Origin of the sequence: Pseudomonas sp. Root401 (genome assembly GCF_001425105.1) — a bacterium.
Classification (GTDB): domain Bacteria; phylum Pseudomonadota; class Gammaproteobacteria; order Pseudomonadales; family Pseudomonadaceae; genus Aquipseudomonas; species Aquipseudomonas brassicacearum.
On sequence record NZ_LMDO01000004.1, the window covers coordinates 48808 to 64022 of the forward strand.

At 61.0% G+C, this 15215-nt stretch carries 11 protein-coding genes; 5 read left to right on the forward strand and 6 right to left on the reverse strand.

Annotated features, from left to right (window positions below; genetic code table 11):
* The 4 genes from pheA to mtnA all read right to left on the reverse strand — a co-directional run bounded on the left by pheA (position 1) and on the right by mtnA (position 6593).
* Positions 1–1095, reverse strand: coding sequence for a prephenate dehydratase (gene pheA / locus ASC85_RS04850; protein WP_003199233.1), 1095 nt, complete (start codon positions 1093–1095; stop codon positions 1–3).
* Positions 1095–2180 carry a 3-phosphoserine/phosphohydroxythreonine transaminase gene (gene serC / locus ASC85_RS04855; protein WP_057448476.1) on the reverse strand — a complete coding sequence of 362 codons (1086 nt, stop codon included), beginning with the start codon at positions 2178–2180 and terminating at the stop codon, positions 1095–1097. The genes pheA and serC overlap by 1 nt, the downstream gene beginning before the upstream one ends.
* A gap of 227 nt (positions 2181–2407) precedes the next feature.
* The gene (gyrA, locus tag ASC85_RS04860; RefSeq protein ID WP_057448477.1) at positions 2408–5071 is read right to left on the reverse strand and encodes a DNA gyrase subunit A; all 2664 of its coding nucleotides are present in this window, start codon (positions 5069–5071) and stop codon (positions 2408–2410) included.
* Between the two features lie 445 nt (positions 5072–5516).
* A complete protein-coding gene (gene mtnA / locus ASC85_RS04865) occupies positions 5517–6593 on the reverse strand; it encodes an S-methyl-5-thioribose-1-phosphate isomerase (protein ID WP_057448478.1) in 1077 nt (358 codons plus the stop codon).
* Between the two features lie 106 nt (positions 6594–6699).
* On the opposite strand from mtnA, the gene ASC85_RS04870 reads away from it, so the two are divergent.
* From ASC85_RS04870 to ASC85_RS04890, 5 genes are all read left to right on the forward strand, one after another.
* Positions 6700–8031: a TRZ/ATZ family hydrolase gene (locus ASC85_RS04870; RefSeq protein ID WP_057448479.1), complete on the forward strand. Its 1332-nt coding sequence runs from the start codon at positions 6700–6702 to the stop codon at positions 8029–8031.
* A 61-nt stretch (positions 8032–8092) separates the two neighbouring features.
* Entirely contained in the window at positions 8093–8791 is a 699-nt protein-coding gene (gene ubiG, locus ASC85_RS04875; protein ID WP_003199224.1) for a bifunctional 2-polyprenyl-6-hydroxyphenol methylase/3-demethylubiquinol 3-O-methyltransferase UbiG, read from the forward strand.
* Positions 8792–8795: 4 nt separating this feature from the next.
* A complete protein-coding gene (mupP, locus tag ASC85_RS04880) occupies positions 8796–9467 on the forward strand; it encodes an N-acetylmuramic acid 6-phosphate phosphatase MupP (RefSeq protein WP_057448480.1) in 672 nt (223 codons plus the stop codon).
* 191 nt (positions 9468–9658) lie between these two features.
* Positions 9659–10399, forward strand: a complete 741-nt coding sequence (locus ASC85_RS04885) for a YciK family oxidoreductase (RefSeq protein WP_057448481.1) — start codon at positions 9659–9661, stop codon at positions 10397–10399.
* Positions 10400–10754: 355 nt separating this feature from the next.
* Positions 10755–11681 carry a GGDEF domain-containing protein gene (locus tag ASC85_RS04890; RefSeq protein ID WP_057448482.1) on the forward strand — a complete coding sequence of 309 codons (927 nt, stop codon included), beginning with the start codon at positions 10755–10757 and terminating at the stop codon, positions 11679–11681.
* 126 nt (positions 11682–11807) lie between these two features.
* Here ASC85_RS04890 and ASC85_RS04895 read toward each other — a convergent pair whose 3' ends face one another.
* Entirely contained in the window at positions 11808–12578 is a 771-nt protein-coding gene (locus tag ASC85_RS04895; RefSeq protein ID WP_414706002.1) for a TenA family transcriptional regulator, read from the reverse strand.
* A gap of 77 nt (positions 12579–12655) precedes the next feature.
* Positions 12656–15115 (reverse strand): EAL domain-containing protein, encoded by a 2460-nt coding sequence (locus ASC85_RS04900; RefSeq protein WP_057448484.1) that lies wholly within the window; start codon positions 15113–15115, stop codon positions 12656–12658.
* Positions 15116–15215: the final 100 nt, after the last annotated feature.

The following is a 15215-nucleotide window of genomic DNA, read 5'->3' on the forward strand; positions in this document are numbered from 1 at the left end:
TTAAAGAACTGCCTTGGGGTAGGAACCCAGCACCTTGAGTGCCACTGCTTCCTGACTGATTTTCTCCAGCACACCTTTTACCAGCGGATCGCGGTGGTGGCCGACAAAATCGATGAAGAACACGTAGGTCCATTTACCGCTGCGCGACGGACGGGTCTCGATCCGCGTCAGGTCGATACCGTTGTCGTGGAACGGCACCAGCAGTTCATGGAGCGCGCCGGGCTTGTTGCTCATGGAGACGATGATCGACGTCTTGTCGTCGCCGGTCGGCGGTACTTCCTGGCTGCCAATCATCAGGAACCGCGTGGAGTTGTCCGGGCGATCCTCGATTTTCTCGGCCAGGCGAGTCAGCCCGTAGAGGCCGGCCGCCATATCGCCAGCAATCGCCGCCGAGTTCCACTCACCCTTGACCCGCTTGGCCGCTTCGGCGTTGCTCGATACCGCCACGCGCTCGACGTTCGGATAATGGGCGTCCAGCCACTTGCGGCACTGGGCCAACGACTGGGCGTGGGAATAGATCCGGCTGATGCTGTCGGTCTTGGTGTTCTCGCCGACCAGCAGGTGATGGTGAATGCGCAGCTCGACTTCGCCGCAGATCACCATGTCATGCTCGAGGAAGCTGTCCAGCGTGTGGTTGACCGCGCCTTCGGTGGAGTTTTCCACCGGCACCACGCCGAAATTCACCGCGCCGGCCGCCACTTCACGGAAGACTTCGTCGATGGCCGCCATTGGTTTGCTGATCACGGCGTGACCGAAGTGCTTCATGGCGGCAGCCTGGGTGAAGGTGCCTTCCGGGCCCAGGTAGGCGACTTTCAGCGGCTGCTCGAGCGCCAGGCACGAGGACATGATTTCGCGGAACAACCGCGCCATCTCTTCGTTGCCCAGCGGCCCCTTGTTGCGCTCCATGACACGCTTGAGCACCTGAGCTTCACGCTCAGGACGATAGAACACCGGCACTTCGCCTTCGGCCAGGGAGGCCATCTTCACCCGGGCGACTTCCTGGGCGCAGCGCGCACGCTCGCTGATCAGCTCCAGGACCTTTTCGTCCAGGGCATCGATGCGCAGGCGCAGCGCCTTGAGTTCTTGCTCAGACATCAGCCATGTTCCTTCTCGAACTCTGCCATGTAGGCGATCAACGCATTGACGGCGTTGATGTCGACGGCGTTGTAGATGGAGGCACGCATGCCACCGACCGAACGGTGGCCCTTGAGGTTCAGCAGGCCACGCTCGTCGGCGCCGGCCAGGAACGGTTTGTCCAGACGGTCGTCGGCCAGGCGGAACGGCACGTTCATCCACGAACGATCGGTCTTGTTGATCGGGTTGCTGTAGAGACCGCTGGCGTCGATGAAGTCATACAGCGTGCGCTGCTTGACTTCGTTGAGCTTGCCGATGGCTTCGACACCGCCCTGCTCCTTCAGCCATTCGAACACCAGGCCGGAGAGGTACCAGGCCAGGGTCGGCGGGGTGTTGTACATCGAGCCGTTGTCGGCCGCGACCTTGTAGTTGAGCATGGTCGGGCACAGGGAACGGGCACGCCCCAGCAGGTCTTCACGAATGATGCTGACCAGGATGCCACTAGGGCCGATGTTTTTCTGGGCGCCGGCGTAGATCATGCCGAAACGGGAGATATCCACAGGGCGCGAGAGAATGTCCGAGGACATGTCGGCCACCAATGGCACGTCGCCGGTTTCCGGGATCCAGTTGAATTCCAGGCCACCGATGGTTTCGTTCGGCGCGTAGTGAACGTAGGCCGCATCCTTGGACAGGTTCCATTCGTTCTGGCCGGGAATCGCGAAATAATCGTAGGGCTTGGCGGTGGCAGCCACGTTGACGTGACCGTAGCGCGAAGCTTCTTCGATGGCTTTCTGCGACCAGATACCGGTATCGATGTAGTCGGCCTTGCCACTTTCCGGCAGCAGGTTCAACGGGATCTGGGCGAACTGCTGGCTCGCGCCGCCCTGCAGGAACAGCACTTTGTAATTGGATGGGATGTTCAGCAGATCACGCAGGTCCTGCTCGGCCTTGGTGGCAATGGATACGAACTCATCGCTGCGATGGCTCATTTCCATGACCGACAGGCCCTTGCCGTGCCAGTCGAGAAGTTCACCCTGGGCACGCGTCAGGACCGCCTCAGGAAGCGCCGCCGGGCCGGCACAGAAGTTATAGGCTCTCTTGCTCACATCCAATCTCGCTCTGATCTGGTGGTCACATAAATCTTGTTCAACACTGATCGTTCCCACGCTCTGCGTGGGAATGCATCCAATGACGCTCTGCGTCATGGGACGCGGAGCGTCCCGAGCGGCATTCCCACGCGGAGCGTGGGAACGATCCTAATGTGCAGTGTCGCAAATTTTCAAACGAGACAAACAACAAGGGGCGAATCTTCATCCGCCCCCCGCGTGTCCGCTTAGTCCTGCGGTTCTTCTTCGTCTGCGGCAGCGTCGAGCGGTTGGTCGCCGGTCACGTCGTCGACATCGGCACCCAGGGCGCCCTCGAACGCCACGCCTTCCTCGCCTTCCAGCTCTTCGCCTTCGACTTCCGATGGCTCCTGCACCCGCTCAAGCCCTACCAGCGTTTCGTCGCTGGCCAGCTTGATCAGCGTCACGCCCTGGGTGTTACGACCCAGGCTCGACACTTCGGCGACTCGCGTACGCACCAGGGTGCCCTGGTCGGAGATCAACATGATCTCCTCGCCATCGAGCACCTGGACAGCGCCAACCAGACGACCATTACGGTCGTTGCTGACCATGGCGATCACACCCTGGCCACCACGCTTGTACTCAGGGAATTCGCTGATGGCCGTGCGCTTGCCATAACCACGCGCCGAAGCGGTGAGGATCTGGCTGCCTTCTTCGGGGATCAGCATGGAGATCAGCTTCTGCCCTTCCGGCAGGCGCATGCCGCGCACACCGCGGGCGGTACGGCCCATGGCGCGCACGTCGGATTCCTTGAAGCGAGTGACCTTGCCACCGTCGGAGAACAGCATGACCTCACGCTCACCGTCGGTGATGGCGGCGGAAATCAGCACGTCGCCCTCGTCCAGTTCCAGGGCGATCAGGCCGACACTGCGCTGGCGGCTGAAGGATTCCAGCGGGGTCTTCTTCACGGTGCCGTTGGCGGTAGCCATGAAGATGTAGTGACCTTCGGTGTATTCCTCCACCGGCAGCATGGTGGTGATGTATTCACCATCGTCCAGCGGCAACAGGTTGACCAGCGGACGGCCACGTGCGGCACGGGACGCTTCCGGGATTTCGTAGGTCTTGAGCCAGTACACCTTGCCTTTGCTGGAGAACAGCAGCAGCGTGGTGTGGCTGTTGGCGACCAGCAGGTGAGCGATGTAGTCCTCGTCCTTGACGCCGGTCGCCGACTTGCCTTTGCCGCCGCGACGCTGGGCCTGATAGGCGGCCAGCGGCTGGGTCTTGGCGTAGCCACCGTGGGAAATGGTCACCACGCGCTCTTCTTCCGGGATCATGTCACCCAGGGTCAGGTCCAGGCGCGCATCGAGAATCTCGGTGCGGCGCACGTCGCCGTACTCGGCGCGGATCACTTCCAGCTCTTCGCGGATCACTTCCATCAGGCGCGTGGCGCTGTTGAGGATGCGGATCAGCTCGCCGATCTGGTTGAGGATTTCCTGGTACTCGGCCAGCAGCTTCTCGTGCTCCAGGCCGGTCAGGCGGTGCAGGCGCAGTTCCAGGATGGCTTGCGCCTGTTCCGGGGACAGGAAGTACTTGCCTTCGCGCAGGCCGTACTGCGGGTCGAGGTTCTCCGGGCGGCACGAGTCGGCGCCAGCGCGCTCGACCATTGCCACCACCGCGGAGGACTCCCAAGGGGTACTGATCAGCGCTTCCTTGGCTTCCGATGGCGTTGGCGAAGCCTTGATCAAGGCGATCACCGGGTCGATGTTCGACAGGGCAACGGCCTGGCCTTCGAGAATGTGACCACGCTCGCGAGCCTTGCGCAGTTCGAACACGGTGCGGCGGGTGACCACTTCGCGACGGTGACGCACAAAGGCTTCCAGCAGGTCCTTGAGGTTCAGGATCCGCGGACGGCCGTCGATCAGCGCAACGATGTTGATGCCGAACACGCTTTGCAGTTGGGTCTGGGCGTAGAGGTTGTTGAGGATCACCTCAGGCACTTCACCACGACGCAACTCGATCACGACGCGCATGCCGTCCTTGTCGGACTCGTCACGCAGCTCGGTGATGCCTTCGAGCTTCTTCTCTTTCACCAGCTCGGCGATCTTCTCGATCAGGCGAGCCTTGTTCAGCTGGTACGGCAGTTCGGTGATGACGATCTGCTGGCGGCCGCCAACCTTGTCGATGTCTTCGACGGTGGAGCGGGCGCGCATGTAAATGCGGCCACGGCCGGTGCGGTAGGCTTCGATGATACCGGCGCGACCGTTGATGATCGCGGCGGTCGGGAAGTCCGGACCCGGGATGTATTGCATCAGCTCATCGACGGTCAGCTCGGGATTGTCGATGAGGGCCAGGCAACCGTCGATGACTTCACCGAGGTTGTGCGGCGGGATGTTGGTCGCCATGCCCACGGCAATACCGCTGGAGCCGTTGACGAGCAGGTTCGGGATACGGGTCGGCATGACCGCCGGGATCATTTCGGTGCCGTCGTAGTTCGGCACCCAGTCCACGGTTTCCTTGTGCAGGTCGGCCAGCAGTTCGTGGGCCAGCTTGGTCATGCGCACTTCGGTGTATCGCATGGCCGCGGCGTTGTCGCCGTCCACGGAACCGAAGTTGCCCTGGCCGTCTACCAGCAGGTAGCGCAAGGAGAATGGCTGCGCCATACGAACGATGGTGTCGTACACGGCAGTGTCGCCGTGGGGGTGATACTTACCGATCACGTCGCCGACGACACGGGCAGATTTCTTGTACGGCTTGTTGAAGTCGTTGCCCAGCTCGCTCATCGCGAACAGCACGCGCCGGTGCACGGGCTTCAAGCCATCGCGCGCATCCGGCAGCGCCCGCCCGACGATTACGCTCATTGCGTAGTCGAGGTAGGACTGTTTCAGCTCGTCTTCGATATTGACCGGGAGGATTTCTTTGGCCAGTTCGCCCATGAGAAGCCTGATTCCTTTTTCTGGTGAAACCTCGTCACATCCAGATGGGACGAACGAAGCTCGCCGCTGCAGAACAAGTGCCATGCAGCGACTTACGACAAATCAACGAGTTATGCCATGGATCTGCGCAGTAAAGGCCACCTCGCGAGGCAGCCTTGGAAACCGCCGGATGTTATCACAAGAGCCGCCACGCACCTATCCCCCAGATGCGCATGGTGCGTAGTTAGTTGACCGGTGACAGGCTGATATGGGACCAGAGGGGCTTAGAAGCGCTGCGGAAGGAGATTCAGGGGGCAAATGCAAGGTATTTGTTGCCGTTAAGGGCCTCATCGCGAGCAGGCTCGCTCCCACAAGGATCTTTTGTGTCTGAAATTTCAGACACACCTCCTATCCACTGTGGGAGCGAGCCTGCTCGCGATGGCGACAGATCAAACCCTGAAAATCTTCAGTGCAACCGCTTGCGACACATCAACTGCGCCAGCTTGGCGGTGTCCGGGCGCTCGATGATGCCCTTCTCCGTGACGATGACATCGATCAAATCCGCCGGGGTGACATCGAACGTCGGGTTGAAGGCATCCACCTCCGCGCCGAGCCTCTTGCCGCCGATTTCCAGCAGTTCACGCCCATCGCGCTCCTCGAGCGGAATGTCATCACCGCTGGCCAGGCTCATGTCGATGGTCGAACTCGGTGCCACGACCATGAAGCGCACGCCATGGTGCATGGCACAGACCGCCAGTTGATAGGTACCGATCTTGTTCGCCACGTCGCCATTGGCGGCGATGCAGTCGGCACCGACGATCACCCAGGTCACACCTTTCGTCTTCATGATATGGGCAGCGGCGGAATCGGCGTTGAGGGTCACTGGGATGCCCTCACGGGCCAGCTCCCACGCCGTCAGGCGCGAGCCTTGCTGCGATGGACGGGTTTCGTCGGCATAGACGCGCTCCACCATGCCTTCGATGTACGCGCCACGGACGACCCCCAAGGCCGTACCGAAGCCGCCAGTCGCCAGGGCACCGGTGTTGCCGTGGGTGAGGATGGCCTGGGCGTTGCCCTGGTGCTTGCGGATCAGGTCGACACCGAGCTGGGCCATGGTCAGGTTGGCTTCGCGGTCACTTTCGTGGATCGCGATGGCTTCGGCCTCAAGCACCGCCAGCGGCTCGGCGTGCTCTTTCAAGCGCCCCAACCGGTCGCGCATCCGATCCAGCGCCCAGAAGAGGTTCGCCGCCGTCGGCCGAGCCTCGGCCAGCAAGGCAAAATCAGCCTCCAGCGCCGCTTGCCAGTCACCGCCCTCGGCCTTCCTGGCTCGCGCCGCCAGCACGACACCATAAGCCGCGCTGATGCCGATGGCCGGCGCGCCGCGCACCACCAGCGAGCCAATGGCCTCGGCCACATCGGCGACACGGGTGCAGGCGATCCAGTTTTCCTCGAACGGCAAGACACGCAGGTCCAACAGGTACAGGACGCCATCACGCCAATCGATGGCCTTCACCTTCTCCGCAGCCAATAGTCGATCGCGCATCCTTCACCCCGCACTCATGAACAAAAGCCGCCGATTATAGCGATCCCTCCGCGAAGACGCTCGGGTATACTTCGCCATCCTTTATACCCCATGGAACCGTTCCACGATGCCCAAGCCTGCCGTTGCGCTCGACTTATTATTGCTGCCGACCTGGTTGGTGCCTGTCGAACCCGCCGGTGTAGTACTCAAGGATCATGGCCTGGGCATTCGCGACGGCTGCATCGTGTTCATCGGTCCACGGGCAGAAGCCCTCAAGTGTAACGCCGCCCAGGTCCGTGAGCTGCCCGGCATGCTGCTCAGCCCCGGCCTGATCAATGCCCATGGCCACGCAGCCATGACCCTGTTCCGCGGCCTGGCCGACGACCTGCCCTTGATGAGCTGGCTCGAACAGCATATCTGGCCGGCGGAAGCCAAATGGGTCGATGAAGATTTCGTGCGCGATGGCACCGACCTGGCCATCGCCGAGCAGATCAAGGGCGGCATCACCTGCTTCTCCGACATGTATTTCTACCCCAAGATCGCCAGCGAGTGTGTTCACGACAGTGGTATTCGTGCGCAAATCGCGATTCCAATCCTCGATTTCCCGATCCCCGGCGCCGCCAGCGCCGACGAAGCCATTCGTCAGGGCATCGAGTTGTTTGGCGACCTCAAGCACCACCCACGGATCAAAGTCGCATTCGGCCCGCACGCGCCCTACACCGTAGGCGACGAGAACCTGGAGAAAATCCGCGTGATCGCCGAGGAACTGGACGCGGCCATTCATATGCATGTTCACGAAACCGCCTTCGAAGTGCAGCAGGCTGTGGATAACACCGCGGAGCGACCGCTGGCGCGCCTGGGACGACTTGGCCTGCTGGGGCCACGCTTTCAGGCCGTGCACATGACTCAAATCAGCGACGAAGACCAGGCCTTGCTGGTAGAAAGCAATTGCAGCGTGATCCACTGCCCGGAATCGAACCTGAAACTGGCCAGTGGTTTCTGCCCGGTGGAGCGCCTGTGGCAGGCCGGTGTCAATGTCGCCCTCGGCACCGACGGCGCGGCGAGCAACAACGACCTGGATCTGCTCGGCGAAACCCGCACCGCCGCCCTGCTGGCCAAGGCCGTCGCCGGCTCGGCCACGGCCCTGGATGCTCATCGGGCACTGCGCATGGCCACGCTCAATGGTGCCCGGGCGCTGGGCATCGAAGCGACAGTCGGTTCGCTGGAAGTGGGCAAGGCCGCCGACCTGGTGGCCTTCGATCTGTCGGGCCTGGCCCAGCAGCCGATCTACGACCCGGTGTCGCAACTGATTTATGCCACCGGGCGCGATTGCGTAAAACACCTGTGGGTGGGCGGCAAGCCGCTATTGGAAGATGGCCGACTGACCCGCATGGACGAATCAAGACTGATCGCCACGGCCCAGGCCTGGGGTCGCCGCATCAGCGGCCACAACGAATAACCACGCCCCTTGAGCCACGGCTCGGGGCACCTGATTTTTCAAGCTTTTCGAGGATCTGCACATGAGCAACGTCGACCACGCCGAAATCGCCAAATTCGAAGCCCTGGCCCATCGCTGGTGGGACCGCGAAAGTGAATTCAAGCCGCTGCACGACATCAACCCGCTGCGGGTCAACTGGATTGACGAACGGGTCAACCTGGCTGGCAAGAAGGTGCTCGACGTCGGTTGTGGCGGCGGTATCCTCAGCGAAGCCATGGCCCAGCGCGGGGCGACGGTGATGGGCATCGACATGGGCGAAGCACCACTGGCGGTTGCACAACTGCATCAGTTGGAGTCGGGCGTCAGCGTGGAATACCGGCAGATCACCGCCGAGGCCCTGGCCGAAGAAATGCCCGGCCAATTCGACGTGGTCACCTGCCTGGAAATGCTTGAGCACGTGCCAGACCCGTCATCGGTCATCCGCGCCTGCTTCCGCATGGTCAAGCCGGGCGGCCAGGTGTTTTTCTCCACCATCAACCGCAACCCGAAGGCCTACCTGTTCGCCATCGTCGGCGCCGAATACATCATGAAGCTGCTGCCTCGCGGCACTCACGACTTCAAGAAATTCATCCGCCCTTCCGAACTGGGCGCCTGGAGCCGTGCGGCCGGGCTCACCGTCAAGGACATCATTGGCCTGACCTACAATCCGCTGACCAAGCACTACAAGCTGGCCGCCGACGTTGACGTCAACTACATGATCCAAACCCTGCGCGAGGAGTAAGTCGATGCGTCTCAAAGCGGTTCTCTTCGACATGGACGGCACGCTGCTCGACACCGCGCCGGATTTCATCGCCATCTGCCAGGCCATGCGCGCCGACCGTGGCTTGCCACCGATGAACACGCAGCACATTCGCGACGAGATTTCCGGCGGCGCCCGGGCGATGGTCGCGGTGACCTTTTCCATGGACCCGGAATCACCGGGGTTCGAGGAACTGCGCCAGGAGTTCCTGGACCGCTACCTCAAGGGTTGCGCGGTCCACAGCCATTTGTTCGACGGCATGGCCGAGGTGCTGGCCGATATCGAAGCGGCCAACCTGATCTGGGGCGTGGTCACCAACAAGCCGGTGCGCTTCGCCGAACCGATCATGCAGCAACTGGGCCTGGCCGAACGCTCGAAAGTGCTGATCTGCCCGGACCACGTGAAAAACAGCAAGCCGGACCCGGAACCGCTGACCCTGGCGTGCAAGCTGCTCGACCTGGACCCGGCCAGCGTGCTGTTCGTGGGTGATGACCTGCGGGACATCGAGTCCGGTCGCAGCGCCGGCACCAAGACCTGCGCGGTGACCTATGGCTACATCCACCCGGACGACAACCCCAGGCACTGGGGCGCGGATGTAGTGATCGATCACCCATCGGCGCTGCGCGAGGTGCTGGATAACGCGTTGTGCAGTTGCTGATGTGACTGTCTTGTGATGAAGGAATTTATGTGGGAGCAAGGCTTGCCCGCGATGAAGGCGATGCGGTCGTCCAGAAATCGAGGCGCCTGTTTCGCGAGCAAGCTTTGCTCCCACAGCCTGCTTCCAATGGCGGGGCTCAATCCCCTGACACTACAGCTTCTGCCAACAGATTGATTTGTTGAGGTTTTTTTATGTTTGATTATTCCGCCCGCCCTGACCTGCTCAATGGCCGGGTGATTCTGGTCACCGGCGCCGGTCGCGGTATCGGTGCCGCTGCGGCGAAAGCCTACGCCGCCCATGGCGCCACCGTGCTGCTGCTGGGCAAGACCGAAGCCAACCTGACCCAGGTCTACGATGAAATCGAAGCGGCCGGTCATCCGCAGCCGGCGGTGATCCCGTTCAACCTCGAAACCGCGCTGCCTCATCAGTACGATGAACTGGCGGCGATGATCGAAACCGAGTTCGGTCATCTGGACGGTCTGCTGCACAACGCCTCGATCATCGGCCCGCGTACCCCCCTGGAACAGTTGTCCGGTGAGAACTTCATGCGGGTGATGCACGTCAACGTCAACGCGATGTTCATGCTCACCAGCACCTTGCTGCCCCTGCTCAAGCTGTCCAAGGATGCGTCCGTGGTGTTCACCTCCAGCAGCGTCGGGCGCAAGGGCCGGGCGTACTGGGGCGCCTATGGCGTGTCCAAGTTCGCCACCGAGGGGCTGATGCAAACCCTGGCCGACGAAGTCGACACCGTTGCCGCCGTGCGCGCCAACAGCATCAACCCCGGCGCCACCCGTACCAGCATGCGCGCCCAGGCCTACCCGGGGGAAAACCCGCTCAACAATCCGACGCCCGAGGAGATCATGCCGGTCTACCTGTACCTCATGGGCCCGGACAGCTCCGGCGTCAACGGCCAGGCGCTCAACGCGCAATAGTGAGCCCGGCCCGTGTCGCGACGATTTACCGTCGCGGTACGGGCCTTGGGTCGATGCCCAGCGAGACGAACCGCCAAGTCCACGTCGCCAGGACTGCCGTACCTTTCTGCCAATCCATTGATTTTCAATCGGTTTTTATTGAAATGAACCGAATGGCACGACTTTCGCTCTAAATATCCTCAAACACGCCATGTTCGGCGGGTAACGGACGTTGAGACGAGATTGATGCCTGACAGGGAAAGCGGACTAAACTTGGATCAATTGTCCTACGGGACTGAAGGACTAGTACGACGCGCAGCCCAAAGCCGCCACACCCAACCTGCCAGGACAGATTTAGCTCAGGGGCTAACGCCATATGAAAACGCCCACCCAGATCAACGCGATTGACTTCGACAGCGCCAAATTGCAGCGTCTGGGTCTTGGCCAGCCATCGCCGCTCGCGGCACGCTCCGTCAGTCTTTCGCAATTGCGCCAGCAACTGAGCCAGCAGCTGCAGACCAGCCTGGAGCCACAGCGAATCCTCGGCCTGTTTTTCCGGGAAATCCAGCGGCTGGTGCCCCTGGATGCGTTGGCCTACCAGCACAAAGCCAGTGATCTGCGCCTGGAGTTCGGACAACGCGGGCATCACACCCTCAGCTATAACCTCAGCCATGAAGGCGAACACCTGGGTGAACTGGTATTCCGTCGCAACCAGCGCTTCACTGAAGCGGAACAGAGCGACCTTGAATCCATCATGTCGACGCTGCTGTACCCACTGCGCAACGCATTGCTCTATCGCGCCGCCACCCAGAGCGCCCTGCGCGATCCGCTGACCGGTACCGGCAACCGCATTGCCATGGACCAGACGCTGATGCGTGAGATCGACATGGCCAAGCGTCATTCGCAACCCTTGTCGGTGCTGATGCTCGACATCGACCATTTCAAGCGCATCAACGACAGCCATGGTCACGGCGTTGGCGACGAAGTGCTCAAGGCCGTGGCCGAGTCGATCAAGAGCCAGCTGCGCAACGTGGACATGGTGTTCAGGTTCGGCGGCGAAGAGTTTCTGATCCTGCTGGCCAATACCAGCCGGGACGCTGCGGCCATGGTCGGTGAACGGCTGCGTTATGCCGCCCAGACCCAGGATTATTTCGCCGCAGGCACAAGGATCGAGCTGACGGTCAGCCTGGGTTGCGCCACCCTGCTACCAGGGGAATCATCGGAAAGCCTGCTGCGCAGGGCTGACAGCGCACTGTACGTGGCCAAACGCGAAGGACGTAATCGACTGGCAATGGCAGGCTGAAAAACAACTGTGGGAGCGGGCTTGCTCGCGAAAGCGGTCTGGCAGTCAACCTCCCCGTCGACTGTCAGACCGCTTCGCGAGCAGGCTCGCTCCCACATGGGTTGTGGCTATCTGTTGGGGTAGAAATCAGCTTTCCGCCAGTGCCAGGCGCTCGCGGGTGGATGAAGACTTGCTCACCGTCTCCGAGTGCTCCAGTTGCATGCAACGCTCCAGGAACAGGTACATGTAGTCATAGCTCTTGCACACGGCCTGGCGCAGCTCCGTTTGCAGGGCTTTGCTTGGGTTCATCCCCGCCAGCGTACAGATGATTTCCAGGGCTTCCCAAGGATGGGCATCGTCGTACTGGGCATGCATCTTCAGCCATTTCATGGCCCGCTTGCGGTCTTCCTCGGCGAAAGCGGCCGCGTAGACACCGCTGGAACACACCAGCGCAGACCACTCTCCCGTGGCCCCCTCAATGGCATAGTTGGTCGCGGCGATGGCCACGATCAGCGAATCCGAGGAACTGGTGTGCCAGCACCAGTGGCTCAAGGCATGCAGCTCAGGCGGCACATGCTGGGCTTGCAGGTCTTCCAGGGTCACGCCATGGGCGGCGCTCCAGTTGACCCAGTAGTCGGCATGGTTGAGTTCGACACGAATGTTGCGCATCAGCCAGCGACGCGCCATGTCCTCGCCGGGGTGGCGGGCAAAGCGGGTCTTGGTGAGGTTCTGTGCCATGTATAAAGCGAACTGTTCGACGACCGGCCAACCACCAATGAGGTAGTGGCGCATGGTCCTGGCGCTGAGCTTGTTGTCGCGCATGCGCTGATACAGTTCGTGTTCGACAACCCGGCGCTTGCTCTCGCTGCAATCGGTAATGAGCTGCTGTGCCCATTTCGGATAGCTCGTGGCGTCCATGAGCGGGCCTGTTCGGTTGAATGTGTCGATCACTGTCGGGCTCCTTTTGATTGTGATTTTCCGGATCAACAAGAGGTTCAGCGGAACGTGCCGGGGGCCTTGAATAACAACGGCTGGGGCCGGGCCGGCCGACATTGCAACGTGTCACAGGTAAACAATTGCGGGCGTTCGATCACATACCCCTGAGCGTAATCCACCCCTATTTCCAGCAATGCCTGCTCGATCTGGGCGGTTTCAACAAACTCGGCAATCGTGCGCTTACCCATGACGTGACCGATGTGATTGATCACTTCGACCATTGCACGGTTAATCGGGTCGTCCAGCATATCCTTTACGAAACTCCCGTCGATCTTCAGGAAGTCTACAGGTAAATGTTTCAGGTAAGCGAATGAAGACATTCCGGCGCAAAAGTCATCCAGCGAGAAGTAGCATCCCAAGCTCTTGAGTTCATTGATAAAGCGAATCGCACTGCCCAAATTCGAAATAGCGCTGGTTTCTGTAATTTCAAAACAAATCATTTCTGGCGGAATCGAATAAGCCGCGAACTGTTTACGCAAAAAGTCGAGAAATGCTTGATCTCCGATCGTTGTGCCTGACAGATTGATCGCACACATCGCCATGGGCCCCTGTCGTGAATCATTCAGGCACTGGCGGATGATCTTGAAGACATTCTCCACCACCCAACGGTCCAGGGAGGTCATCAGGCCATAGCGCTCCGCCGCGGGAATGAAGCTGTCCGGCAGGATCATCCGCCCGGCTTCGTCATGCAGGCGCAACAGGATCTCAATGTGCCCGCCGCCATGTTCGCCTGGGCCCAACGCGGCGATTTCCTGGGCGTAGAGGCAGAAGCGATTTTCCTCCAAGGCCATGTGCAAGCGCTGGACCCAGGCCATTTCGCCAAAACGCAGGGACAGCTCCGAGTCGTCGGCATGATAGACCTGGACCCGGTTGCGGCCCTTTTCCTTGGCCATGTAGCAGGCCATGTCGGCAGCCCGCAGGGACGCCTCGAGGGTCGTCGGCGTCTGGGCGATATGCACCAGGCCGATACTCACGGTGGTCACGAACGGCCGGCCCTTCCAGACAAAGTGCAGGTTCTGCACGGTCTGGCGCAGCCCTTCGGCAATCTTTTCCGCCGCTTCCGGCGAACAGTTCTCCAGCAAGATCCCGAACTCATCCCCGCCCAGCCGGGCCAAGGTGTCGTTTTCCCGCAACCCTGATTGCAGCAAGGCGCAGATATGACGCAACAATTCGTCACCCGCTGCATGGCCGCAGGTGTCGTTGACCAGCTTGAACTGATCCAGGTCGAGAAACATCAAGGCATGACGCCCGACCTGGCGAGTGAGGTTGTGCAAGGCCTGCTCGAGGCGATATTCGAATTCCCGGCGGTTCGCCAGGCCAGTCAGGGCGTCATGGGTGGCCTGCCACGACAGGTTGGCGATGTATTGGCGTTCCTGGGTCATGTCATGCAACACCAACACGGCGCCGCTGACCTTGCCCGCATGACGGATTGGCGCGCCCACCAGGGTGACCGACACGGTGCTGCCATCCAGGCGCTGGATCAGTTTCGAATGCTCGCTGGCACCGCTGAGCCGGCCGCTGAGGATGTGCTCTATCAGGGTCAGCCCCTCGGTCTGGGCATTGTCATCGAGCAAATTGAACAACGCGGCCAGGGGCAAGCCCGTGGCGTGTTCGGCTTTCCAATGGGTCATCGCTTCGGCAGCGGGGTTCATGTAGGCGATGGCGCCCTCGACGTCGGTGGTGATGACCCCGTCTCCAATGGATTGCAGGGTGATCTGCGCCCGCTCTTTCTCCATCTGCAACGCATTGGCGAACACCTGCCGCTGAGTGAGCAATTTATGGGTTCGCAACAACGCCAGGACGATCAACCCCAGGGCGGTGGCAAAATTGGTCACCAACAAGAGCCGCAGGATGAAACGCGAGCCCTCCCCCAGTGCATCGCTGAATGCCTTGGCAGCCGGGGTCACGGAATCGTTGATCGCAAATATCTGCGCCTTCCAGCCGCGGACATCCACCTCCGACGCCTGCCCTGCGGTAATGCTGCTGTGCATCTGCCGGGCGACGTTATCCAGCTCGATCAGGTAGCCGTCGCCCACCGTCCAGAGATCGATGGCTTCTTCCAGATAACTGAAGTGGCGAAAATTGAGGTACAACCAGATCACGCTGGACACGTCATCAGGATGGTTGCCACCTTGGAGAATCCCAGCCCGTGCGGCTTCGAGATCCGGCGGTTCGCGGTCCAGCGCCACCCGCAACTTATGGCCGCCCTCGGGGACGGCGATGGCTTGCTGGTATTTGCGGAAAATCGCCTCGTCTCGGCTGTCGGCGTAGAGATTGAGGTAATAGATGGCGTCTTTCTGGCCCTTGGACCAGAGACTCTCCCCCGCCACATAGCCGCGAACGGCGGACAGCACGTAAAGGCTGACGCCGCCAAGCAATGCCTGAAATAGCACGACGGCGATAAAGGGCCAGACGATGCCCAGCAGCCGTGGTGTTCCGAGAGTCTGCTTTTGCTTCATGAGGTCCCTTGCACAGGTATTGCCGGATGAACACCCGCCAGAATTCCGCTCCTGACTCAATAGCCTAGGCTAGTTTTCGACCCTTCGAATGAATGGATGA

Excerpts from the sequence above, each read along its gene's own strand:
- pheA (WP_003199233.1), bottom strand. The coding sequence starts at position 1,095 with ATGTCTGAGCAAGAACTCAAGGCGCTGCGCCTGCGCATCGATGCCCTG.
- gyrA (WP_057448477.1), bottom strand. The coding sequence starts at position 5,071 with ATGGGCGAACTGGCCAAAGAAATCCTCCCGGTCAATATCGAAGACGAG.
- mtnA (WP_057448478.1), bottom strand. The coding sequence starts at position 6,593 with ATGCGCGATCGACTATTGGCTGCGGAGAAGGTGAAGGCCATCGATTGG.
- ASC85_RS04870 (WP_057448479.1), top strand. The coding sequence starts at position 6,700 with ATGCCCAAGCCTGCCGTTGCGCTCGACTTATTATTGCTGCCGACCTGG.
- ubiG (WP_003199224.1), top strand. The coding sequence starts at position 8,093 with ATGAGCAACGTCGACCACGCCGAAATCGCCAAATTCGAAGCCCTGGCC.
- mupP (WP_057448480.1), top strand. The coding sequence starts at position 8,796 with ATGCGTCTCAAAGCGGTTCTCTTCGACATGGACGGCACGCTGCTCGAC.
- ASC85_RS04885 (WP_057448481.1), top strand. The coding sequence starts at position 9,659 with ATGTTTGATTATTCCGCCCGCCCTGACCTGCTCAATGGCCGGGTGATT.
- ASC85_RS04890 (WP_057448482.1), top strand. The coding sequence starts at position 10,755 with ATGAAAACGCCCACCCAGATCAACGCGATTGACTTCGACAGCGCCAAA.
- ASC85_RS04895 (WP_414706002.1), bottom strand. The coding sequence starts at position 12,578 with ATGGACGCCACGAGCTATCCGAAATGGGCACAGCAGCTCATTACCGAT.
- ASC85_RS04900 (WP_057448484.1), bottom strand. The coding sequence starts at position 15,115 with ATGAAGCAAAAGCAGACTCTCGGAACACCACGGCTGCTGGGCATCGTC.